We start from the raw sequence: 22,399 nt of genomic DNA, 5'->3' as shown, positions 1-22,399 counted from the left end.
TCAAAGGTGAAACTGAAAGGTGTGAGGCTCATGGCCACACTCGTGGATCTTGTTCTCTACGCAATTATCGTAGGCTTGCTGGCTCTCTTGCTGGGTGCCTACCTAGCAGATGGGTGGACCAAGCTGGAGAAGAAGAGCAATGAGGCCCTTCGCCAGGATGTTGCCTTTGGGGCCGGTGGCTAAAAGTTAATAGTGATTGTGTTTTCCTTTTGAGCCGGCACCCCGGAACGGGGTGCCGGCTTTTATCTTCCGTTACCGCCTGCTTACAGGGGGCGGTAAGATAGTCACGCTATGCAATGCCACTATTACGATGCCAGCCTGTGCCGCTCCTGCTCACTAATTCTTACCCCCTACGCACAACAGCTTGAAGGGAAGCAGAACGATGCCCGCAAACTGATGGCACCGTGGCCCGGTATCGAGTGGCTAGCACCGGTGGCGAGTGCTGAAACCGGGTTCAGGAACAAGGCTAAGCTGGTGGTGGGTGGAAGCGTCCAGGAACCAAGGCTCGGTATCTTGAGCCGGGACGGTGCGAGTGTAGACCTGAGCGACTGTCAGCTTTACACCGCACCTGTAGCAGATACATTCCCGGTGCTCAAGGAGCTAATTAGCCGGGCGGGGCTTACCCCCTATAGCGTTGCCCGGCGTAAGGGCGAGCTCAAAAATATTCTGGTGACGGCCTCTGAGGCCGGTGAGCTTCTCATTCGCTTTGTGCTCCGTTCCAAGAAACTACTGGTACCTATCCGGCGCGAGCTTGACTGGCTCCACACCCAGCTCCCTCAGCTCGCGGTTCTTAGCATTAACCTGCTCAGGGAACATATCGCCTTGGTGGAGGGCGACGAAGAAATCATCCTGAGCGAACGCCAGACCCTACCGATGCAGGTCAACGACCTAACGCTCCACCTACGCCCGCAGAGCTTCTTCCAGACCAATACAGCGGTCTCAGCAGCTCTCTACCGCCAGGGGCAGGAATGGGTAAAAGAGTCCCAGCCCAATACCCTCTGGGACCTCTACTGCGGTGTGGGCGGCTTTGCCCTCCACGCGGCGCAGGTCATGCCCGAAGAGGCCAAAGTTACCGGCATAGAAATCAGCCCTGAGGCTATCGAGTCAGCCCGCCGGGCGGTGGCCGAGTACGACCTAACCGGTATTGAGTTTTCCGCTCAGGATGCCAGGGCTTACGCTCTAGAAAGCGGCCAGGTACCCGACCTGCTGGTGCTTAACCCGCCCCGTCGCGGCCTTGGCCCTGAACTTTCGACCTGGATTGAGGCCAGCGGTATCGAGCGGGTTATTTACTCAAGCTGTAACCTAGCTACCATGGTTAAGGACCTGCACCAGATGCCTTCGATGCAAGCGGTCAAGGGCCGGGTTATGGACATGTTCCCCCACAGTAGCCACTACGAGACAATTGTGCTCTTGGAGCGCTATTCGCTCAGCTAGCATAGGCTTAAGAGAGCTCAGGCTGCACAGGTCAGGTCACCAAGAGCCTCACACTAGTAGGGGCAGAAATGAGCAAGGCCAGGTGCTTGACTCTTGGCAGTTTCTCTGACTGATTGACTAGAGGCTCCGATGAAGGTCTGTCTTTAAAGCGGGGGTGTGAGAGCTCGCTTGACCATATAGGGAGCGGTTACCTTCTGTGCTTCTAGATGGTGAGGTCCCTTACTAGCAACAGCTACGAGATGGGTGTCCTCGTAGACCTGCCAGGTAATCCAAAAAGGTACCGCTTCTGCCTGCTCCGGTAGGTAGGCTTTGGCACCTGCTGTGAGCCCGTGGACGCTACCGATATCGGTGGGTAGGGGCGGTAGCGCTAGCATAACCTGGTTAGGTTTAACAGATAGTCCGTGTCCGCTGGCCTTGAGAACTGCTTCTTTAGCGCACCAGAGCATCTGGCGTACCAGCCGGGCCTGATCCGGTAGGAGCGAATCCACGACACGTTTTTCGTAGTCAGCTAGTGCAATACGGTCAAAGCCGTCAAAGTAGTGGTCTCTTACCGTAATCAGGTCAATTCCAAGGGCAGTATCGGATGCTGAGTACACACCGGCGGCCAGGCCAAGGGCGCGCGCCATGTTCAGGTTTACTCCCTCAAGGCGGGGTTTTCCGTGGCTTGCTGACTTCAGGCAGAGACTGCAGGAGCGGTCTACGGGAATCTGTGAGGCTTCTGCATCCCTTACCCCGAGTACGGTAGCAGCGATACAGCGCATGAGGGTGTGCTGGGCCGCGTAGCTCATGGCCTCTTCGGGGCTTGCATACTCTGCGGCTCGCTTCTGCTCTGTCATACCGACGTAGGCCAGCCAGCTGACACCGTGCCCGCTCCGCAAGGTCTCCGGGGGCATCAGAAAGAGAGCCAGTCGGGTGTGACTTGCCCCGTCAACTATTGAAGCGTGAACCATGCTCCTATTCTAGCTGTGCCTACCCTCTTATAGCCGGGCGTAGAATGGAATGGCTAGTCCGTAGGAGGGTAGAGGAACCATGACCGAGAAAATAATTGCTGCTGCCGATGGATCTGCCCTGGGTAATCCCGGCCCCGCAGGCTGGGCCTGGTACATTGACGAAACCCGGTGGGCCGCCGGAGGGTGGGCTCACGGGACAAATAACATGGGTGAACTCAAAGCTGTTCTGGACCTCTTCGAGGCTACGGCGCACCTTCCTGAAACCCATCTGCACATTATCTGCGATAGCAAATACACCATTGATTCTATTAGCCGCTGGTTGCCGGGGTGGAAGAAGAAAGGCTGGAAGAAAGCGGACGGTAAGCCGGTACAGAATCTTGACCTCATGCAGGCACTGGATGCCGCCATTGAGGGCCGCTCCTATTCTTTTGAGTGGGTCAAGGGCCACACCGGCCACCCCCTCAATGAGGCGGCTGATCGGAGAGCTAATGAGGCTGCCCAAGCCTACCGCGATGGCGTGGAACCTCTGACCGGGCCTGGCTGGGGTAAGGGTGAGAGCTCGCAAGAGTTTCCTGATGACTCCGCGGCAGATACCCCTGACCCTGAGACTCTAGCGCCCACAGAGCAGGTAGCTGATGACGCGGTGGAAGAGGCCCGTAGCTGCGAACTGCAAACGCTGAACCCTTCAATCTATGGGTCTGAAAAGCTACTGGGCAGCTTGCTTCACCCGGAGCTAGCCTGGGTTGTTCCAACAGGCCAGGTAACTGACCGCGATACGGTCCTTCACTACCGTCTGCGTGCTTGTGCTAGTAGTGGGCCTGTCGAGGAAGTCTTGGCAACTGAGTTAGGTACTGAGGCAACCCTGCTAGTAACCAGAGTGCCTACGGATAAGGGCCTGCTGATCCGTTCAAGTACCTGGGTGCTTACTGGCGGTAGCTGGAAGCTCCGCTACCGCCAGGACACCCGAGCCTAGCCGACAAACATTGAGGCGTTAGCCAGTTCGGTATCGGAGTAGTTGATGCCGGCCCGTGATAGGGCCTCGTTGATTTGGGCAATGGACTCTTCGACCTGTCGCTGGGTATTGCGCCAGTTAGTTAGGACCCCCTGAAAGTTGGCAGAGGCTGAGCCGGTCCATGATCCCTGCAGATCCTGGAGGGAGGTGGTGAGCGCATTGACCTCTGAAACGATGGTATCTACCTGGCCGCGGGCTTGGGCTGACTTGCTGGCGATGAGGTCTGCATCGACGTTGAACTGTGCCATGGGAGGCTCTCCTTTTGCATAAAGATTGGGTCGTTGGCTACCGGTGCCGGTGTCTAACTGGCTACCGGTGTTTTGACACTAGCCCCCTCACCTGGCGCGGACTACCCCCGTGTGGTGGTGTGGAAAACCCCGGTTCGGGTGGGCCACCTAAACCGGGGTGTTTGAGTCAATCGTAAGCCCAAAATGATGTAAATGCGTCTGCAATATGAAGCTCGCCCGGCATTTATACACAAGTGTTCTCCCGGGGCAAGACCGCCTACTTTTGCCGGGCGAGAGCAACCGGGCCTGTATGGGTGCTGTACTGGGGGAGCCTGATAGTGAAAGTGGCACCGCCGCCTTCGGTTTCTTCAATACTGATTGAGCCATCGTGCTGGCTAACAATAGCCGCTACAATCGCCAGGCCCAGGCCAGTCCCGCCTGTCTCCCTGGTCCGGGAGGTATCTGCCCGGTAGAACCGTTCAAAGACGCGTTCGGCATCCTCACCGTGGATGCCCGGGCCGTGATCTCGCACTTGGAGCATGGAGGTCCAGCTACCGTCGATACCGGGAACAGAACCCACCGCTATTTCAATGGGGGAGCCGGCGGGCGTGTAACGCAGGGCATTGGTCATGAGGTTGGCTAGCACCTGGCGTAGCCGTTGCTCATCGCCCCAGACCAGGGCCGTAAGCGCCTCTGCGCCTTCGAGGCCGACTACCTCAATGGTTCGGTCGGGTTCAGAAGCAAAGGCGTCGTTGGCGGCATCCTGGGCTAATCTGAGCAGGTCTACCTGAGCGTTCTCTGTCACTCGCCGTTCGTCTAGCCGTGCCAGGGTCAGGAGATCTTCTACCAGCTGGCCCATGCGCTTTGACTCGGATTCAATCCGGTCCATAGCCATAGCAACAGCCTCGTCGTTAGGTAGCCCGCCCATACGGTAAAGCTCAGAGTAACCACGGATGGACACCAGCGGGGTTCTGAGCTCATGCGAGGCATCGCCTACAAAGCGCCTCATTTTAACTTCAGAGCGCTTTTGCGCGTCAAAGGCCTCCTCAATATGGGAGAGCATGGTGTTGAGTGAGGTAGTGAGATGGCCGATTTCGTTGTAGGGGCTGTAGTTCTCGATACGCTGAGAAAGATCGCCTGCCGCAATCTGGGCGGCGGTCTGTTCTACCCTTGCCAGCGGCTCAAAGGCCCGGGTGACAATGACCCAGGTCAGGGCTATGGAGGCAAGCAAAGTAGCCACGCCAAAGAGTAAGGTCAGGCCGCCTACGATGGCTACGGTCTGGTTGATCTGGGTGAGCGGCGCTGCAATGACCAGGGTCTGATGGGTCTCCTCCACAGGGAAAGCAATCAGGCGCCACTCGGTGTGCCCGCTTGACGAGCGGACCGTCAGCGCTGCCTTGTTGTATTTTTTGACGTTTTCAGCGGTCAGCCCAGAGATCAGGGGCGAGGAGGTTTCGTCGGCCAGAGTGGCTACCGGGCGCACAATCTTTCCGTCGCTATCAAGTAGGTAGGCCTCGTAGGGTATAAAAGTTCCCTCTGTTTGAGAGAGCTGCTGGTCTGCATACACTGCGGTGACCAGGTAGCTGTAGCTGGCCTCAATCTCATCATCGAGCTGGTCCATCATCTTGGCTCGAATGGCAGAAATAGCGACCAGAGACATGACCGAAATGGCCAGGGCCAGGAGCATAGACGTTAAAAGCACCAACTGGGTCCGCAATGAAAGCGAACCCAGCCGGTGCACAGAGAGACGAGAGCGCAAACTCTTACCCCTTAATTTTTGTTAGCTGTCCGTAACAGGTAGCCCACGCCACGCTTGGTGTGAATGAGCGGGGGGAGCTCCGGATCGTTGTCAATTTTGCGGCGCAGGTAAGAGATGTAGGACTCCACGATAGAGGCGTCGCCGTTGAAGTCGTACTCCCACACATGGTCAAGAATCTGCGCTTTGGAGAGCACCCGGTTGGGGTTGAGCATCAGGTAGCGCAGCAGCTTGAATTCGGTGGGGGAGAGGTCGATTTCGCGGTCGCCACGGAAAACCTCGTGGGCATCGTCATCAAGAATTAGGTCATCAACCCGCAGGCGTGAATCTTCTTCGTGCTGGGGCTGAGTGCGTCGCAGCACGGCGCGGATCCGAGCTACCACTTCATCAAGGCTAAAGGGCTTAGTGACGTAGTCGTCACCGCCGACGGTAAGGCCGGTGACCTTGTCCTCGGTGTCGTCTTTAGCGGTGAGGAAGAGCACGGGAAAGAGGCGGCCGGAGCTGCGCAGCTTACGGGTGACAGTAAAGCCATCCATATCAGGCAACATGACGTCAAGGACGGCCAGGTCGGGGGACTCAGTTTCGGCCTTATCAAGGGCTTCACGCCCGTTGGACGCCGTAACAACCTCAAAACCTGCAAAGCGCAGGGAAGTTGCCAGCAACTCTAAAATGTTGGGCTCGTCATCGACGACCAATAATTTTGCTTCAGGTTCTTTGATGTTCACAGTTCTATTGTGCGCTTATTACCTGTGCGCTACCTGTGCACAGCTGGGCGCTTTGCTGGGTATTAGGGAAAGGTTGGGTCTGATGCGCGCAGAAACGCGAGCCGAGAGGGACAGCTCTAGTCTAGCTTGTTCGGCGGCGAAGCAGAGTAAAGAAAAGAGCCGCTAATAAGGCCATGAAAGCGACCGGGAGCACCATCAGCGGGATAATACTCAGGATATGGGGAGCTGAGCCGGTCGCCCATTTAAGCAGAAGCATAGCCAGCCCAGAGATAGCACCCAGAATCATGAGGGCAAGAGAGCTCACCCCCAAAGAACGGATGGTCTTGCCGTAGGGGAGCTCGGGGGTTTCAGAAAAGTCAGAGTCCATACCCAATAAGGTATCAAGATTAGGCCGCCTCGGAGGGCACGTTCTGAGAAGGTAGTGGGAGGGAAACCCCACAACTCGCGCTAGCCTGCTTTAATAGAGGGTATGACTGAAGTGGTAAAAGACGGGCTCCAAGAAACCGGTAGCGATAAGTTCTTGCTACCCCCTGCCCCTGATTCTTCTGCGGAGCAGGGTTTAGGGCTTGAAAAGGACCAGGCACCGGCTCCCGAGCCGACCCTGGGCCTACCTACCCGCCGGCGTCGAACCAGCAAAGTTGATGCCGTCCTTGCCGCCGCTAAAGATGTAGCTCTTGCGGGGCTGGCTGACATTGCACCCGAAAACTCTATTGGCCCGGTCCACCACCTGCGCGGTGAAGAAGAGCGGCTCACCACCCACCTCTTTGAATGTGACCTCCCTGGCTACAGGGGCTGGTTCTGGTTTGCCACGCTCTCCCGCGCCCCGCGTTCTAAGGTCGCAACCGTCTGCGAAATTGGGCTGATACCGGGTGACGATGCTCTTCTTGCCCCTGCCTGGGTTCCCTGGGCTGACCGCCTGCGCCCCGAAGATCGCGAGGACCTTGATTACGATCAGGAAATACCCGAAGGTGACGCGGCAGACTTTGAGGGCGAATATGCCGAGAGTAAGTCAGCTTCAACCTCGGTGGCCGCTGCCCAAGAATGAGTGGGCTGTTGCAATCAGGGCCTCCACCTGTGACCGGAAAGCCTAGAACTTTCCGGTCACTGTGGATTTTTAACTACCGAATCTGGTTTATCGGTGCCCTAATTTCTAATATCGGTACCTGGATGCAACGTACAGCCCAGGACTGGCTGGTTTTTAACGACCTGTCCAGCCATGACTCTACCCAGATGGGTATTGTGATAGCTCTCCAGTTCGCCCCACCGCTTTTGCTGTCCCCCTACGCCGGTGCACTAGCTGACCGGGGTAACCGCCGGAAAATTCTGATGTGGACCCAGGGCCTTATGGGGCTTCTTGCCCTCGGCCTGGGCTTACTGGTGCTCTCTGGGCATGTTGCTATCTGGCAGGTCTACCTTTTTGCGCTCGCCCTGGGCCTGGTTTCTACCCTTGACGCGCCAGTACGTTCCACCCTGGTTTCTGAATTGGTATCGGATAAAGACCTACCCAACGCCGTTGCCCTGAACTCCATGTCCTTTAACGTGGCGCGCATGATCGGCCCGGCTTGCGCCGGTTTGCTGGTGGTTCTTGTGGGTACGGGGCCGGTCTTCTTGATTAATACCTTCTCTTTTGCTGCCATGATGGCAGCTATTCTCGCTCTGCGTACCTCGGAGCTAAGGCCTCTGCCCCGTTCATCGGCGGCCCAGAGCCGTATCCGTGACGGCTTTGGCTACCTTAGGGGCCGCCCCGACATCGTTGTGGTGATGGTAGCGGCCTTCCTCATCGGCACTTTTGGCCTTAACACAGCCCTCAACATTGCTGCCATGGCAACCACCGAATTTGGGCAGGGTGCCGGGGAATTCGGTGTGCTGAACTCGGTGGTAGCTATCGGCTCGGTAGCCGGTACACTCTTAGCTGCTCGGCGAGATACCCCACGGATGCGGTTCATGTTCGCATCCTGCCTGGGGTTTGGCGTGGCTACAGCGCTCGCGGCGCTGGCTCCCAGTCTCTGGCTCTTTGCTCTGGCACTGATTCCTCTGGGGTTGATGGCGCTGACTATTATTACTTCTGCCAACGCCTATGTGCAGGTGACCACCGAGCCTGAAATGCGCGGGCGGGTTATGAGTATCTATATGGCTGTCTTTATTGGTGGAACCCCTATCGGTTCTCCCTTGGTAGGGCTGGTTAACGATATCTTTGGGGCGCGTTGGGGGCTGGGTGTGGCCTCTGCGTCGGGTTTCCTGGCCGCTCTTCTGGGGCTGGTATGGATTATGAAGTACCGGCACCTGCACCTGCGCTATGACCGCTCAGTACCTACCCGCCTGGTTCTGCGCGCTCAGCAAAGCCCCGCTGCTGAGGGCACTGAGCCGCCGCCTGTGACAGCTGCAATTGATATCCAGGAGCCACGCTAGACTTTCACGTGGCATAAAAAGCCGCCCCGCACTGCCTCTAGGAGGTGAAACGGGGCGGCCCGGTCTTAAGGGCCGGAAGCTTTTTAGCCCGCGGTCTGCTCGACCAGGTAGTCGATACAGTTCAGCAAAGCTGATACATCGTCGGGGTCAATCGCGGTAAAGGTCGCAATGCGGAGCTGGTTGCGGCCCAGCTTGCGGTAGGGCTCGGTATCGACGATACCGTTAGCGCGTAGCGCCTTAGCGATAGCTGCCGCGTCAATGCTGTCATCAAAATCCACGGTGGTAATCACGTTTGAGCGCTCTGCCGGATTAGCTACAAAGGGGCTGGCAAAGTCTGACTCTTCTGCCCAGCGGTAGACTCTGCCTGCTGAGTCAGCGGTACGGGCCGATGCAAAGGCTAGACCGCCTTGTTCATTGAGCCACTTGAGCTGTTCGTTGAGCATGATCAGGGTGGCCAGTGCGGGGGTGTTGTAGGTTTGGTTCTTGCGTGAGTTATCGATAGCGGTTACCAGGTTGAGGGAGTCAGGAATCCAGCGGCCTGAGTCCTGAATCCGCTGTGCCCGTTCCAGGGCGGCGGGTGACCAGAGCCCCAACCAGAGGCCGCCGTCGGAGGCAAAGTTCTTCTGGGCTGAGAAATAATAGACATCAGCCTGCGAGATATCAAGGTCAAGGCCTCCTGCGGCGCTGGTTGCATCGATGAGAACCAGGGCGTTTTCACCGGCACCTTGGGGGCGGCTGACGGGTGCGAAAACACCGGTTGAGGTTTCGTTGTGAGGCCAAGCATATACATCAACACCTTCCTCAGCGTGGGCAACCGGCCTAGTCCCTGCAGGGCTGGTCAAGACGGTAGAGTCTGCCAGGAAAGGAGCGGCCTGGGTGGCGGCTGCGAACTTAGAGCCGAACTCACCAAAGGTGAGGTGCTGGGCTTTGTTCTCGATTAGCCCAAAGGTGGCGGCATCCCAGAAAGCAGTAGCTCCGCCGTTACCAAGAATTACCTCGTAGCCCTCGGGCGCAGAGTAGAAAGAACGCAGACCCTTACGGATTTCACTGACCAGGTTCTTGACAGGGGCCTGTCGGTGGGAGGTTCCCATAAGATGCTGGCCTGCCGCTTGAACAGCAGCAACCTGTTCGGGGCGAACCTTTGAAGGGCCGGCACCAAAACGGCCATCGGCTGGGAGCATATGGGATGGAATGGTGGGGAAGTCGGTCACGGTGTCTCCTCGTAAAAAGTAGGGGCTAAGCGCAGATAGCGGATGCGTGGAAAGGGGGAAGGTGCTATCTGCCGTCCTACTCTTTCTATTGTGACGGTGATAGGGGTGCTTGTCGGCTAGGGCGGGGCAAGAACCGCAAAAGAGGGGCTGAAATTTACAGAGTGAGAAGTAAGAGGGCAGAACTGTGCAAACCTGATCGGGCAGGGTCACGCCCAAAAGCCTGGGCACGGCATACAATTAATGATAATGACTGCACTGTTTGCCTAGCCCTAGCGGGGTGGGCTCGGAACGAGAGGAGAAGGCATGACTGACCTGATTGATACTACTGAGATGTATCTGCGAACTGTGCTCGAACTTGAAGAAGAGGGTATTACCCCTATGCGAGCTCGAATCGCCGAACGCCTTGAACACTCTGGGCCTACCGTCTCCCAGACTGTTGCCCGTATGGAACGACACGGCCTGTTGACTGTAGCGAGCGACCGTTCTCTTCAACTCACCGATGAAGGCCGCCACAAGGCTGTTGAGGTAATGCGTAAGCACCGTCTTGCTGAACGCCTACTGGCCGATGTGATTGGTTTAGAAATGGAGTACATCCACGAAGAAGCCTGCCGCTGGGAGCATGTGATGAGCGAGCGAGTGGAACGTCGTCTCCTGGAACTCCTCAACGAACCTAAGTTCTCGCCTTACGGTAATGCTATTCCTGGTTTGGAGGAGCTGGGTGCACAGAGCCAAGAGAACGATGGACGTACAGTCACCATGTCGATTGCGGCTAAAGATTCCGATGAGGATGACCGGTTTACCGTCTCTCGTCTGCCAGAGTTTATTCAGACAGATGTTGAGCTATTAAAGCGCTTAGGTGATGCAGGAATTGTCTACGGCGCAACTGTTTCTATTGTGGGGCGTAAGGACGGCTCCGTTCTGGTGCACGCCGATGGTGAAGATGAGTCCTTGATCCTGAACGCTGAGGTAGCAGAAGCTATCGTCGTCAAAAGGTAACATCTTGGTAACAGAAAAGAGGCTTGGGCGAGCGCCTAGGCCTCTTTTTTGTTATCAAACTGTTATATTCGCTGCTTCCGGGAGGCGGTAGGGGGCGCGGTGATGGGTCCTGGGGCCCTCAGTAGTGCCGTCCAGTGAAGTTTTTTAATTAAGTGGCGGGTTTCTCATTGGTGCCCCCTGATGGGAGGGCGCGGTGGCTCCTGGGGTAAAAAACTCTTCTTTATATGACCCCAGTCACCATAATTTCAGCTTGTCAGAACGGGTTTTTTGACAGCTTTCAGAGCTTTGTTCCCGAGGTGTGACCTGCAGGCAATAGGTAACCCTGCTTACTTTCTAGGGTTGGAAGCCGCGACTTTTGTAATCAAAACGTGACAATATCTGAAAGTGTGTGTAGTGTTTTGATTTGTGCTCATCACTGGTCGGATTAGCACCCTGCGGACTGAACGCCTAGTTCTGCCACGGTTCACAGGTTCACTCACAAACATCATCAGGCAGAAGCGGGGGACCCAACTTTGGGATCCTGTACTAGGAGCCCTTGGGGTTAAGTTACCTTCACCGGTAGCCGAGCGTACTTCATGTTCGAACCCGACAGCTCACCTCGTCCGGCAATGGAGGAAAACACAATGACTAAGTCAACTATCATTCGCAATGCAGGTATCGTTGCAGCTTCAGGTGCCATGCTGGCCGCTTCAGTTGCTCCCGCAAACGCTTTTGCAGTAGCAGAAACCGCTACCGCTCCCGTTCAGTCCGCTCCTGCGCTGGCTGTATACAACAACCAGGCTTACAACTCCTACAGCTACAACTACGAAACCGTTGCCCCTGTAGAAAATACCTCTGTTGTAACCACTCAGTCCAACACCGTCGCTGAGCTTCCCAGCAACGTCGATCTCTCCACCGCTCGTGAAACCGTTCTGGCAGCTGCTTACGACGGCCTCGGTGGTGCCTACGTATGGGGTGGCAAGTCCTACAAGGCTTGGGACTGCTCAGGCTTCGTATCCTACGTTTACGCTCAGGCTGGCATCAACCTGACCGCCTACACCTACGCTATGGCAACCCAGCTCACCCCTACCGCTAACCCCCAGCCCGGTGACATCGTTTTCACTAACGGTTATGCACACGTTGGTATCTACGTTGGCAACGGCCAGATGATCTCAGCACTGAACCCCTCACAGGGCACCATGCTGACCGCTGTTGACGGTGGCGGCTTCATGCCTGTTGACGGTTACTACACCGCAGGTATCTAATAAGACTTCACCCTAGGGTTCTGCCAAGGCGAATAGCCTCGGCTTCCCTGAGGTAGTCCAACCACAGTTTTCCTGGTCGTAAGAGAAAGCTGTGAGTATTAAAGAATTCCTACCACACATCACACGGTATGGATCCCCCAGTAGGCCTAAGCCTGCTAATGCGCACCAGACGACCAGCTGGGGCGCATTTTTTATCCCCTTTTTCTATTCCCTTACGCGCAGCTAGGATATAGCCTATGGCACCTCAATTTGAAAGCCCCAGGAACGCATCGGATCAAGAGTTTACCTATATGGCTGTGGGTATGATTGCCGGGGCGGTCCCCGGAATTGTTATTGGTCTGCTTATCGCCCTTTTGGTTGGCCACGCTGCTATGTGGGTATCGATTACCGGTGGTGTGGGTATCGTCATCGGCTTGCTGATCTCGCGTGCCCTCTACCGTAAAAAGCAGCAGAAGCTCCCGTAGGAAAAGGGCTGCTAGGGCTATAAAAAGAATGTTCATTCTCTCATAAGCTGAGGTCTAAACGCGAAAAACCCACCTACCAGAGTAGGTGGGTTTCTCTGTCTGTGCCCTCGAATGGATTCGAACCATCGACACCCGCTTTAGGAGAGCGGTGCTCTATCCCCTGAGCTACGAGGGCAGGCAACCCCATCAGTTTACAGCATTTGAGGAGCTAACTCTAAATACAGGCCGTGTGTGAGCTCGCCATTCAAAGCCCCTTGCCGGGGTACTCCTTGACCCCGAACTCAGGTTTATGACTGGCCGGGTAGCTCACCGCGTGAGAAAGCATCAACCTTAGAGCGGACAAGACGTACAGCCAGATACCCTAGCTGAAGCAGGCAGAGTACAAAGAGTCCCCAGCGAAGTGCTATGAGCAAAGAAGCCAAAGCTGTAGCGGAGCTGAGCGGGTTGGCAATAGCCTGATCCAGCGCAAAACCACCGGCCATAAATACACCGGCGTAGGCAAGAGGAAGGGCGAGCATCAGCCGGCCCAGAAGCAGCTCAAAGCGGGAAGCCCTAACCATATTCCACCAGGTAAAAGCAAAAATGAGGGGTAAAATCAGGCCCGTTGAGCGGTGCACAATCTGGTAGCTACGGATACCTTCTTCGCCCAGGCCAGATGCCAGAGCCTCTAGGTGCTCAGCATCAAAGCTAGCCATGAGTTCAGGGGCAGTCACACCTGCAACTGTCGAAATACCGGGCAATAAGATGAGGTAGTAGTAGAGAAGGAAGAGGGCTGTGACCGCGAAAGCCACTCCCACAAAGATATAGGAGCCGCCGCCTTTTTCCGGTTGGGCAGCTAACTCCGCTGCGCTGTAGTCGGTGATAACCCGCGGTTCTGCCAGTGCCTTTAGTCTGGACCGTGCTGCAGGCGGAGAGGGAGCAGGGGAGTGCACTTGTGTGTTCTCGCCATAGAGGCGCTTCTTCTGACCTTTTGAAAGACCCATACTGTCTATCTTATCTGTCAGCTAAAAGCTGGGGCCTCGAAAGTATGTTCGCCTAAAATGGTTATTTGACGGTTGAATCAGGAAAAGAGCCCACCATGTTTGATGACGATGATTTTATGCCCACCTCTCGGGCACCCAGGCCTCAGGGCGAAAGCGCAGAAGAGGCCCCGCCTATGGGCCAACCTGGGGGAGGGTACTACGATGAACCCGACCGGCTCCCTAGTCAAGATCCTGCACCGGTTCCCACCGCCCCAGCTGATCTGGCTGAGCTCGACTTCCTGCCACCCTCCTACCAGATGGGTGGTGCTCAGTTTGGCGGTCCTTCCCGTCAGCCCGCTTGGCAGGTCCAACCGCATAGGCTCCTTGAAGGCCTGAACGAGCACCAGGCTGCAGCCGTTGAACACGCTGGCTCGCCTCTGCTCATCGTTGCTGGTGCAGGATCCGGTAAAACCCGCGTCCTCACCCACCGTATTGCCTACCTGCTGGCGACCGGGCGTGCTCACCAGGGTCAGATCCTGGCTATTACCTTTACCAACAAAGCGGCCGCAGAGATGCGTGAACGTATTACCGACCTCGTTGGGCCAAAAGCTCAAAATATGTGGATTTCCACCTTCCACAGCTTCTGCGTGCGTCTACTTCGCCGTGAAGCTAAGAACCTGGGCCTTAAAACAACTTTCTCAATCTACGATTCTGCCGACTCCCAGCGCCTGCTAACCCTGATTATCAAACAGCTCAACCTGGACACTAAGAAGTTCACCGCTAAGGCCGTGGGCAACCGAATCTCCAACCTGAAGAATGAGCTGGTGACCGCCCAGCAGTTTGCCCAGGAAACCTCCCCCAGCGACCCCTGGGAAGCTGCCATCTCTAAGGTTTACAGCATCTATACCGAACGTCTCAAAGCGGCCCACTCACTTGACTTTGATGACCTGATCTTGGAAACCGTCAACCTGCTTCGGAATCACCCGCAGGTAGCCGAATACTACCGCCGCCGCTTCCGCCATATCCTGGTGGATGAGTACCAGGACACCAACCACGCCCAGTACCAGCTCGTTCGCCAGCTGGTGGGGGCTCCCGCTCAAGGCCCGGAACCCGGTGCGCCAGGGCCCTACCCCGATGCCTACCCTCCGGCAGAGCTGACCGTTGTGGGCGACTCTGACCAGTCCATCTATGCCTTCCGCGGTGCTGATATTCGCAATATCACCGATTTTGAGCAGGATTACCCCACTGCTCGCACCATTTTGCTGGAACAGAACTACCGCTCAACCCAGAACATCCTGAGCGCGGCTAATGCCGTGATTGAACGCAACCCCGGCCGCAGGCCCAAGAAACTCTGGACAGCCAGCGGTGATGGCGCAAAAATTACCGGCTATGTGGCCGAATCTGAGCAGGCCGAAGCACGGTATATCGCCCAGGAGATTGACCGCCTGCGTGACGAGTACGGAACCGCGCCGGGTGATATTGCGGTCTTCTACCGGACCAACGCCCAATCCCGTACCCTGGAAGAAATGCTCATGCGAGTTGGTCTGCCCTACCGGGTGGTGGGCGGCACTCGCTTCTACGAACGCAAAGAAATTAAAGACGCCCTGAGCTACCTGCGAGTTCTCGTCAACCCCGATGATGATATCAACCTGCGCCGGATTCTCAACGAGCCTAAGCGCGGTATCGGAACTAAATCGGAGAGTGTGGTTGCCGACTACGCACGAGTCAACCGCATCTCTTTCATGGCAGCCCTGCGCCAGGGTACCGAAGTTCCGGGGCTGGGCTCTGCCGCGGTTAAGAAGCTGGCCGTTTTTTCCCAGCTCATCGACGACCTGGCCCAGATCGCACAGACCGAGTCTGCCGCTACCTGCCTAGAAGCCGTCCTGGAACAGAGCGGCTACCTGGCTGCCCTGCGTGAATCCAAGGATATTCAGGACGAGTCCCGGGTAGAAAACCTATCGGAACTGGTAGATGCTGTCCGCGAGTTTGAGATTGATAACCCCGGTGCAAGCCTCGAGGACTTCTTGGAGCACGTTGCCCTGGTCGCTGACGCTGACCAGATTCCCAACAAGCCAAAGCAGGACCAGGAAGGCGGCCCCAGCGCTGCTCAGATTGCGGCAGAGGTTGCCGAGGCTCGTTCTCAGGGCGTAGTTACCCTCATGACCCTACACACGGCTAAGGGCCTAGAGTTTCCGGTGGTCTTCCTCACCGGTATGGAGCACGGACTCTTCCCTCACCAGCGTGCCCTGACCGATGACTCGGAGATGAGTGAGGAACGCCGACTGGCTTACGTTGGCCTGACTCGCGCGATGGAACGGCTTTACCTGACTCGTGCCGAGAACCGGTCTATGTGGGGCCAGAGCCAGTTCAACCCACCCTCTCCTTTCCTTGAAGAGATTCCCGAGGAACTTATCGAATGGAAACGTACCGGCTCCACTTATTCGATGGGTGGCCTTAGCTACGGCGGTGCCTACGCTGGCGGCAGGGGCGCTTGGCGGTCAGAAACTGGCACACCGGCTTACGGAAGCTCTAGCTACTCTGCTCGCTTCGATCAACCTCAGCGCAGGTCTTCCCCCTCGATAGCTGAAGTGAACGGTTCTGCCTCCTACGGCTATGCCGCCGCAGCAGGCAAGGTCTCGCGGGTACAGCAGAATAAGGAAATTCCCCTACTCTCCGTCGGCGATACTGTAGAGCACACAACTTTCGGTGAGGGTAAGGTTCTGGCACTTGAAGGGGCAGGAGACAAAACGGTGGCTAAAGTTCGTTTTGCCCGCGAAGAAAAGCGACTGCTTCTGCGCTATGCGCCATTGACCAAGAAAGATAGCTAATCGTGGCCGCTAGCGCCCTAAGGGGGTATCATGCCTTTGCCGGTTCTCTATCATGCCACAATGAGGTAGCTCGATGAACAATGACAGTAGTTTGCCCTCGGTTGCTGAGGAGTTCGCTCATGCCATGGACGAGGTCACCGATACCCGTATCCAGCTTCAGGAAATATCTGACCTGTCGCTCTTCCGGCTTGAAGTGGACCCTGCTAGCTCCGCCGCTCACCGTTTAGAAAAGGTACTGGGAGTTTCCCTCCCCGAATTACCCGGCCAGGTCAGCGGTGACGCATTAGCCCGCTACATGCTCTACGGTACCCGACAGGTCGTAGCCTGCCTTTATGTCGAAGCAGGGGTCTACCTGGTCGTGACCCGCGTTGATCCGGTGAAACTAGGGCGAGCTTTAGCTACTGCCCTAGGGAATGATGAGGGTCTGGTTCTTGATGTATCAGTTAACCGCACCGTCCTTAACCTTAGCGGGCAAGCAGCTGCGCAGGTGATTGACCAAGTTGTAGCTTTTGACTTCCCACCCGATGTCTTTAAACCGGGGCAGGCCATGAGCTGCCGGGTTTCTGAAGCCAGGATTATGCTATGGCGTATTGATGAGATGGAGTACCTCATGGTTCCGAGGGCTTCAGACACAGCACCGTTCTTGGTCAATATCTTGGATGCCTGTGCCCTCCTTAAGTAGCTGAGCCTAGCTCTGCTAACTCGATCGTACTTAACTGGGTCGCTCAATATAACTTGATAAGTTAGCTCCCTTGCTGTGAAGTGCGCTAAAGTTGCTCATGGAGAGGCTTCTGTGTGCTCTGGCTCTCGCTGGGGGCACGTGGAGGCTTCGCATTTGTAAAGGCCTGGCCCACACGGCCCGGCACGACTTCGACGAAGAAGGACACTCCTGTGGACCTGTTTGAATACCAGGCACGAGATCTCTTTGAGAAGCACGGTGTACCCGTGCTCCAGGGCATCGTAGCTACCACCCCAGAAGAAGCAAAAGCAGCTGCCGAAAAAATTGGTGGCGTCACCGTTGTCAAAGCACAGGTCAAGGTAGGCGGCCGCGGTAAAGCGGGCGGCGTTAAGGTTGCTAAGACCGCCGATGAAGCCTACGAGTATGCTCAGCAGATTCTGGGCATGGACATTAAAGGCCACACCGTTCACCGCGTGATGATTGCTCAGGGCGCTGACATTGCCGAAGAGTACTATTTCTCTATGCTGCTTGACCGGGCTAACCGCTCCTACCTGGCTATGTGTTCGGTGGAAGGCGGCGTGGATATTGAAACTCTGGCCGTTGAGCGCCCCGAGGCTCTGGCCAAGGTAGACATCAACCCCATTGAGGGAATTAGCCCCGCTAAGGCCGCTGAAATCGTTGAGACAGCTGGCTTTGCCGAGGACACCCGCCAGGCTGTAGCCGCTGTACTGGTCAAGCTGGGCGAGGTCTACAAGAAGGAAGATGCCACCCTGGTGGAGGTCAACCCGCTGGTCAAGACCGGTGACGGCAAGATTCTGGCACTGGATGGCAAGGTCTCCCTGGACGATAACGCAGAGTTCCGCCAGCCCGATCACGAGGCCCTGGTCGATAAGAGCGCAGAGAACCCCCTCGAAGCCAAGGCCAAGGAAAACGAACTGAACTACGTCAAGCTCGATGGTCAGGTCGGCATCATCGGTAACGGTGCGGGCCTGGTTATGTCCACCCTGGACGTTGTAGCCTACGCTGGCGAGAACCACGGCAAGGTCAAGCCCGCTAACTTCCTGGATATCGGTGGCGGCGCTTCTGCTGAGGTTATGGCCGCTGGTCTGGATATCATCCTCAACGATGAGCAGGTCAAGTCTGTGTTCGTCAATGTCTTTGGTGGTATTACCTCCTGTGACGCTGTTGCTAACGGTATCGTTCAGGCTCTTGAGATCCTGGGCGATAAGGCAACCAAGCCCCTGGTCGTTCGCCTTGACGGTAACAACGTGGAAGAAGGTCGCCGCATTCTTTCTGAGGCCAACCACCCGCTTGTACACCTGGCCGAGACTATGGACTCCGGTGCCGATAAGGCCGCCGAGCTGGCTTACAACGCTTAATTCACCGCGAAAACACAGATTTAGAAGGTTTTTATTATGTCTATCTTTTTGAACAAGGACTCTAAGGTCATCGTTCAGGGCATCACCGGCGGTGAAGGTACTAAGCACACCGCCCGTATGCTGGCCGCTGGTACCCAGATTGTGGGCGGCGTTAACGCCCGCAAGGCTGGCACCACCGTTACTCACAAGGACGCTTCGGGCCAGGACATCGAGCTGAAGGTTTTTGGCTCTGTGGCTGAAGCTATCCAGGAGACCGGCGCAGACGTTTCAATCGTCTTTGTACCCCCGGCCTTTACCAAGGACGCTGTTATTGAAGCGATTGACGCTGAGGTTCCCCTGGTGGTTGTCATCACCGAGGGCGTGCCCGTAGGTGATACTGCCGAATTCTGGGCCTACGCCAAGAGCAAGGTCAATGCTGAGGGCAAGCAGGTCACCCGCATCATTGGCCCCAACTGCCCCGGTATCATTACCCCCGGTGAATCCCTGGTGGGTATTACCCCCGCCAACATCACCGGCAAGGGCAAAATCGGTCTGGTATCTAAGTCAGGCACCCTGACCTACCAGATGATGTTTGAGCTGCGCGATATTGGCTTTACCACCGCTATCGGTATTGGCGGTGATCCCATTATTGGCACCACCCACATTGACGCTCTGGAGGCTTTTGAAGCTGACCCTGAGACCGAAGCGATTGTGATGATTGGTGAGATTGGTGGTGACGCTGAGGAGCGTGCCGCTGAGTTTATCAAGGCTCATGTGACCAAGCCTGTTGTTGGCTATGTGGCTGGTTTTACCGCTCCTGAGGGTAAGACTATGGGCCATGCTGGTGCGATTGTCTCCGGTTCTTCGGGTACCGCTCAGGCTAAGAAGGAGGCCTTGGAAGCTGCTGGTGTGAAGGTGGGTAAGACTCCTTCTGAGGCTGCTCAGCTCATGCGTGAGATTTTTGCCTCTTAGAAAGTAGCCTTTCTCTAATTATTAGAAGATAGAGAAGGACAGATAAGTATCTGAGCAGGGGTTGGAGCTATAGGCTCCAGCCCCTGCCTTTTGTCGGTCAACAAGAGCAAGTAGGTCAGGGCTGATGGGCGGGCAAGAACTAGTGGATAGGGGCAAGGCGCTAGCTAGCCTAAAGGGTATTGAGGCCAGGGGGCGGTAGCTTGAGACAGTGATCCTGAGCGCTTGCTCAGAGAGATTGCTGGCTAGGCCAGAGCCACATTAAAGGCCAGCCCCAGCAAGTAGGTAGCCAGGGCAGCTCCGTAGCCAATAGCTAGCTGACGTAAGCCACGTTTGAAAGGTGAAGCACCGGAGAGTAGGCCCACCACGCCACCGGTTAGCATGAGGGCAAGGCCTACCAGCAACATGGCTAGCAACATAGCGAATGGACCCTGTACCCCAAAGATGTAGGGCAGGATCGGAATGAGAGCGCCGGAGGCAAAGAAGCAGAAGCTTGAGGCGGCAGCTCCCACATCGCTACCCAGCGCACCGTGTTCTACCCCCGCTTCCTGATCCTCCTCAAGGTCGCGGAAAGAGAGTGATGGGTCGCAGTCGCAGGTGAAGTGCCCAAAGCGTTCCATGGCACGGTGGCGGGCTGCCTCCTCGCTCATACCGCGGGCCTTGTAAATCAGCTCTAACTCATTTTGGTTAATATCGAGCTGGTGGGCTACATCGAGGGTGACCTGGGTGGGGCGGGAGGCGTCGAGTAGCTCGCGCTGGGAACGGACCGATACAAACTCACCGGCAGCCATAGAAAGCGCGCCTGCCAACAGGCCTGCGACACCAGAAAGAAGAATCATAGAGTTGCTGACCCCGCTAGCGCCAACACCCATGATGAGCGCAGCATTAGAGACAAGGCCGTCATTTGCGCCAAAGACAGCGGCGCGGAAGTTGCCAGAAAGCTTTTCTCGGCCAGCGGTAGAAAGGGCTCGAATGATTTCCTCATGGATAGCCTCATCGGCTGCCATAGCCTCAGTTGCATCGGGATCCTCCGCGTAGGGGGAGCGTCCCTCGGCTCTTTGGGCTAGGGCAAGAACGAAGACTGAGCCAAAATTTTTGGCTAGAAGTTCAAGAATACGGGCCGAGACCGAAGGTTTGGGCTCAGGAAAAGCGTGTTCTCCAAGAAGCTGGCGCCAGTGATTCTGGTGGCGGTATTCGGCCTGGGCTACTTGGCCTAAGATTTCTGCCTCTTTACCGTGGGTGCGTTCAGCCAGCGCAGCGTAAATGCGAGCTTCGGAGATTTCTTCTGCTAAATAACGCCGCCAGCGGCGAATTTGGGCCTTGCTGGGTGTTGTGCAGGGGGCAGTATATGGGGTGGGTGCTGTCACGATCTTTTACTCTTAGGTCTGGAGCTGGTAGCGCTGGGGCGAGCCCCCTGTGGCTGACTCTTACTCTAGTCATAGACTGGGACCGGTGGCAACGGTCAGCTAGAGCCCCGGGGGATATGTTGTAAATCACATAAATGGTTTATGGTCTTTGGTGGGTAGAGCAGGGGCTGGCTAAGATCCCTTTGGGGAGAGTGTTGTGCCCAGTCAGTTGCGCTGAGGTTAGCCTTGCTTACCTTCTGTTTTAGGCAGAATACCTTGTCAAATCAGGGTTTCCTTATTATGATTTACTCAGAATAAGCCTTGAAATGGCGGCAGGGACAGCGTAAGGTTGGAACTACACAGCAGGCCGAAACCCACAGCTTGGGATCGACCTGATTACCTAACAGGAAGTTTAAGAATCATGAGCAAATACGCATCATTTACCGTACCGGGCCTCACCGAAGAGTCTGGCCACCACGTAGCTGACGTCCTCCAGCTCCGCCTGCACGCCCTCAATGACCTGCACCTGGTCCTCAAGCATGCTCACTGGAATGTTGTTGGCCCCAACTTCATTGCAGTCCACGAAATGCTGGACCCCCAGGTAGACCAGGTGCGCGGCTTTGTTGATGCCATCGCAGAGCGCATGGCTACCATGGGTGTTTCCCCCAACGGTCTCTCAGGCGACCTGGTAGAAAAGCGCACCTGGGCCGGATATGATGTTGACCGTGCTGACGCTATGACCCATATTCGTGCTCTTAATGACGTCTATAGCGCTGTTATCGAAGACCACCGTGCTGCTATTGCTAAGGTGGGCGATATTGACCCTATTACCGAAGATTTGCTGATCGGTCAGACTGCCGAACTGGAGCTCTTCCAGTGGTTCCTGCGCAGTCACCTCGAAGATGGGCAGGGTAACCTCAGCTAGCAGGTAACCCTCGCAACTCAAAAGCCGGGGTGGCTCACCGTCAAGAGGTGGGCCACCCCGGCTTTGTGGTGCCTGCTTCTTGTGGGGACTAAGAAGGGTGGGCCTAAAATGGGGGAGTGAGCCAAATGCAAAAAACCTCAGCCAATCACCTACCTCCGCAGGGCCCTCAGCCGGGTGCTCCTGGTGAGGCCCGGTCACACCCCTACTTGATGAGACAGGGCGGGCTCCTGACCAGGGCTATTTTCTACCTGGCTGTTCCCTGGGCACTTCTCTCGGCCCTGTGGGTGGTTGCTGGGCGCTCCCTGTTTGGTGCCGGTGGTAGCCTGCTGCCAATTTTCGCCATTTCACTAGGGCCGATCCTGGCGGGTCTGATGCTAGCTGCAGCCTACTTCTCGGGCAAAGAAATGAAATTACAAAAAGCTGGTAAACGGGCAGGTTTACCGCCGACGACCGCGCTTGTCTGGGGTGCCACCTGGCTGATGGCCCTCATCTTCGGTTTTTTGGTCCCCGACCGCCTGGATGGAACTGTTGTCTCGGCGGCATCGTCACTACTGGGGGGTGACTTTATTGGGCTCTCAGCCGGTTTCGGCAACCCAGCCGGTATCCTCACTTACGCCTTTGCAACTGCCTCCCTACTCCTTTCCCTGAGCAACTGGCGGCGAGCTGAATCGGTCTCCCGCGGTGTCGATGATGCTGTCAAGGAAGAATTGGAGCGGGCAGAATCCATATATGATTTCTTGGATTGAGCTAGCCGGACTCGGTGGGTTGACCTTCTTGCTCGGTGGGTCAAGGGTGGGGAAGGCCTCAGCTACCTGGTGTATATAAGTTGAGTGTAGTAGACTCAATTATGAGTTGAGTGAAGTACACTCAACCTTAAGGAAAAGACCTACTAGCTCAGGAGAAA

22 protein-coding genes, 1 tRNA gene and 1 riboswitch are annotated in these 22,399 nt (G+C 56.2%); of the genes, 14 read left to right on the top strand and 9 right to left on the bottom strand.

The genetic code is table 11. The features are described 5' to 3' along the window. The first annotated feature begins 30 nt into the window (after positions 1–30). Together ACN08Y_RS01750 and rlmC are read left to right on the top strand one after the other, a co-directional pair. Positions 31–183 carry a hypothetical protein gene (locus ACN08Y_RS01750; RefSeq protein ID WP_419099114.1) on the top strand — a complete coding sequence of 51 codons (153 nt, stop codon included), beginning with the start codon at positions 31–33 and terminating at the stop codon, positions 181–183. Between the two features lie 108 nt (positions 184–291). Then, positions 292–1,434 (top strand): 23S rRNA (uracil(747)-C(5))-methyltransferase RlmC, encoded by a 1,143-nt coding sequence (gene rlmC / locus ACN08Y_RS01745; protein ID WP_419104797.1) that lies wholly within the window; start codon positions 292–294, stop codon positions 1,432–1,434. 143 nt (positions 1,435–1,577) lie between these two features. Here rlmC and ACN08Y_RS01740 read toward each other — a convergent pair whose 3' ends face one another. Then, positions 1,578–2,384 carry a 4'-phosphopantetheinyl transferase family protein gene (locus tag ACN08Y_RS01740; RefSeq protein ID WP_419099116.1) on the bottom strand — a complete coding sequence of 269 codons (807 nt, stop codon included), beginning with the start codon at positions 2,382–2,384 and terminating at the stop codon, positions 1,578–1,580. A gap of 79 nt (positions 2,385–2,463) precedes the next feature. Between ACN08Y_RS01740 and ACN08Y_RS01735 the strand changes: the two genes are divergently transcribed. Further along, positions 2,464–3,357 (top strand): RNase H family protein, encoded by an 894-nt coding sequence (locus ACN08Y_RS01735; protein WP_419111664.1) that lies wholly within the window; start codon positions 2,464–2,466, stop codon positions 3,355–3,357. Here ACN08Y_RS01735 and ACN08Y_RS01730 read toward each other — a convergent pair. The 4 genes from ACN08Y_RS01730 to ACN08Y_RS01715 all read right to left on the bottom strand — a co-directional run bounded on the left by ACN08Y_RS01730 (position 3,354) and on the right by ACN08Y_RS01715 (position 6,471). Then, on the bottom strand, positions 3,354–3,644 hold the full coding sequence (locus ACN08Y_RS01730; RefSeq protein WP_419099118.1) for a WXG100 family type VII secretion target: 291 nt from the start codon (positions 3,642–3,644) through the stop codon (positions 3,354–3,356). The two genes, ACN08Y_RS01735 and ACN08Y_RS01730, sit on opposite strands and share 4 nt — an antisense overlap. Positions 3,645–3,900: 256 nt before the next feature. After that, complete coding sequence (locus tag ACN08Y_RS01725) at positions 3,901–5,310, bottom strand: ATP-binding protein (protein WP_419099444.1); 1,410 nt, start codon at positions 5,308–5,310, stop codon at positions 3,901–3,903. Positions 5,311–5,393: 83 nt separating this feature from the next. Then, entirely contained in the window at positions 5,394–6,104 is a 711-nt protein-coding gene (locus tag ACN08Y_RS01720; protein ID WP_419099119.1) for a response regulator transcription factor, read from the bottom strand. A gap of 121 nt (positions 6,105–6,225) precedes the next feature. Then, on the bottom strand, positions 6,226–6,471 hold the full coding sequence (locus ACN08Y_RS01715) for a hypothetical protein (protein WP_419099120.1): 246 nt from the start codon (positions 6,469–6,471) through the stop codon (positions 6,226–6,228). A gap of 102 nt (positions 6,472–6,573) precedes the next feature. Here ACN08Y_RS01715 and ACN08Y_RS01710 point away from each other — a divergent pair, with 102 nt between their 5' ends. Together ACN08Y_RS01710 and ACN08Y_RS01705 are read left to right on the top strand one after the other, a co-directional pair. Beyond that, the gene (locus ACN08Y_RS01710; RefSeq protein ID WP_419111663.1) at positions 6,574–7,149 is read left to right on the top strand and encodes a DUF3027 domain-containing protein; all 576 of its coding nucleotides are present in this window, start codon (positions 6,574–6,576) and stop codon (positions 7,147–7,149) included. A gap of 29 nt (positions 7,150–7,178) precedes the next feature. Beyond that, positions 7,179–8,513 (top strand): MFS transporter, encoded by a 1,335-nt coding sequence (locus ACN08Y_RS01705; RefSeq protein ID WP_419099122.1) that lies wholly within the window; start codon positions 7,179–7,181, stop codon positions 8,511–8,513. A gap of 83 nt (positions 8,514–8,596) precedes the next feature. On the opposite strand, the gene serC is transcribed toward ACN08Y_RS01705, so the two are convergent. After that, entirely contained in the window at positions 8,597–9,694 is a 1,098-nt protein-coding gene (gene serC / locus ACN08Y_RS01700; RefSeq protein WP_419111862.1) for a phosphoserine transaminase, read from the bottom strand. A gap of 333 nt (positions 9,695–10,027) precedes the next feature. Between serC and ACN08Y_RS01695 the strand changes: the two genes are divergently transcribed. The 3 genes from ACN08Y_RS01695 to ACN08Y_RS01685 all read left to right on the top strand — a co-directional run bounded on the left by ACN08Y_RS01695 (position 10,028) and on the right by ACN08Y_RS01685 (position 12,428). Then, the gene (locus ACN08Y_RS01695; RefSeq protein ID WP_419099123.1) at positions 10,028–10,720 is read left to right on the top strand and encodes a metal-dependent transcriptional regulator; all 693 of its coding nucleotides are present in this window, start codon (positions 10,028–10,030) and stop codon (positions 10,718–10,720) included. A 458-nt stretch (positions 10,721–11,178) separates the two neighbouring features. Then, positions 11,179–11,339, top strand: a riboswitch (cyclic di-AMP (ydaO/yuaA leader). A gap of 4 nt (positions 11,340–11,343) precedes the next feature. Next, entirely contained in the window at positions 11,344–11,964 is a 621-nt protein-coding gene (locus tag ACN08Y_RS01690) for a C40 family peptidase (protein ID WP_419104793.1), read from the top strand. A gap of 236 nt (positions 11,965–12,200) precedes the next feature. Further along, the gene (locus ACN08Y_RS01685) at positions 12,201–12,428 is read left to right on the top strand and encodes a hypothetical protein (protein ID WP_419110864.1); all 228 of its coding nucleotides are present in this window, start codon (positions 12,201–12,203) and stop codon (positions 12,426–12,428) included. A 102-nt stretch (positions 12,429–12,530) separates the two neighbouring features. On the opposite strand, the gene ACN08Y_RS01680 is transcribed toward ACN08Y_RS01685, so the two are convergent. Both ACN08Y_RS01680 and ACN08Y_RS01675 read right to left on the bottom strand, forming a co-directional pair. After that, positions 12,531–12,603: transfer RNA gene (locus ACN08Y_RS01680), tRNA-Arg, on the bottom strand. A gap of 112 nt (positions 12,604–12,715) precedes the next feature. After that, the gene (locus ACN08Y_RS01675; RefSeq protein ID WP_419111662.1) at positions 12,716–13,411 is read right to left on the bottom strand and encodes a hypothetical protein; all 696 of its coding nucleotides are present in this window, start codon (positions 13,409–13,411) and stop codon (positions 12,716–12,718) included. A gap of 95 nt (positions 13,412–13,506) precedes the next feature. On the opposite strand from ACN08Y_RS01675, the gene pcrA reads away from it, so the two are divergent. From pcrA to sucD, 4 genes are all read left to right on the top strand, one after another. Then, a complete protein-coding gene (pcrA, locus tag ACN08Y_RS01670) occupies positions 13,507–16,218 on the top strand; it encodes a DNA helicase PcrA (RefSeq protein ID WP_419111661.1) in 2,712 nt (903 codons plus the stop codon). A 73-nt stretch (positions 16,219–16,291) separates the two neighbouring features. Continuing rightward, entirely contained in the window at positions 16,292–16,900 is a 609-nt protein-coding gene (locus tag ACN08Y_RS01665) for a hypothetical protein (RefSeq protein ID WP_419099128.1), read from the top strand. 209 nt (positions 16,901–17,109) lie between these two features. Then, positions 17,110–18,276, top strand: coding sequence for an ADP-forming succinate--CoA ligase subunit beta (gene sucC / locus ACN08Y_RS01660; RefSeq protein ID WP_419099129.1), 1,167 nt, complete (start codon positions 17,110–17,112; stop codon positions 18,274–18,276). Between the two features lie 36 nt (positions 18,277–18,312). Further along, positions 18,313–19,227: a succinate--CoA ligase subunit alpha gene (gene sucD, locus ACN08Y_RS01655; protein ID WP_419099130.1), complete on the top strand. Its 915-nt coding sequence runs from the start codon at positions 18,313–18,315 to the stop codon at positions 19,225–19,227. A gap of 242 nt (positions 19,228–19,469) precedes the next feature. On the opposite strand, the gene ACN08Y_RS01650 is transcribed toward sucD, so the two are convergent. Continuing rightward, positions 19,470–20,591, bottom strand: coding sequence for a VIT1/CCC1 transporter family protein (locus ACN08Y_RS01650; RefSeq protein ID WP_419104789.1), 1,122 nt, complete (start codon positions 20,589–20,591; stop codon positions 19,470–19,472). Positions 20,592–20,991: 400 nt separating this feature from the next. Between ACN08Y_RS01650 and ACN08Y_RS01645 the strand changes: the two genes are divergently transcribed. Both ACN08Y_RS01645 and ACN08Y_RS01640 read left to right on the top strand, forming a co-directional pair. After that, positions 20,992–21,495 (top strand): Dps family protein, encoded by a 504-nt coding sequence (locus ACN08Y_RS01645; RefSeq protein ID WP_419099132.1) that lies wholly within the window; start codon positions 20,992–20,994, stop codon positions 21,493–21,495. Between the two features lie 125 nt (positions 21,496–21,620). After that, positions 21,621–22,241: a hypothetical protein gene (locus ACN08Y_RS01640; RefSeq protein ID WP_419111660.1), complete on the top strand. Its 621-nt coding sequence runs from the start codon at positions 21,621–21,623 to the stop codon at positions 22,239–22,241. Positions 22,242–22,399 lie beyond the last annotated feature (158 nt).

Origin of the sequence: Rothia sp. P5764 (genome assembly GCF_048512965.1) — a bacterium.
In the GTDB taxonomy this organism is placed as follows: Bacteria; Actinomycetota; Actinomycetes; order Actinomycetales; family Micrococcaceae; genus Rothia.
This window is presented reverse-complemented; position numbering and strand designations above follow the sequence as displayed.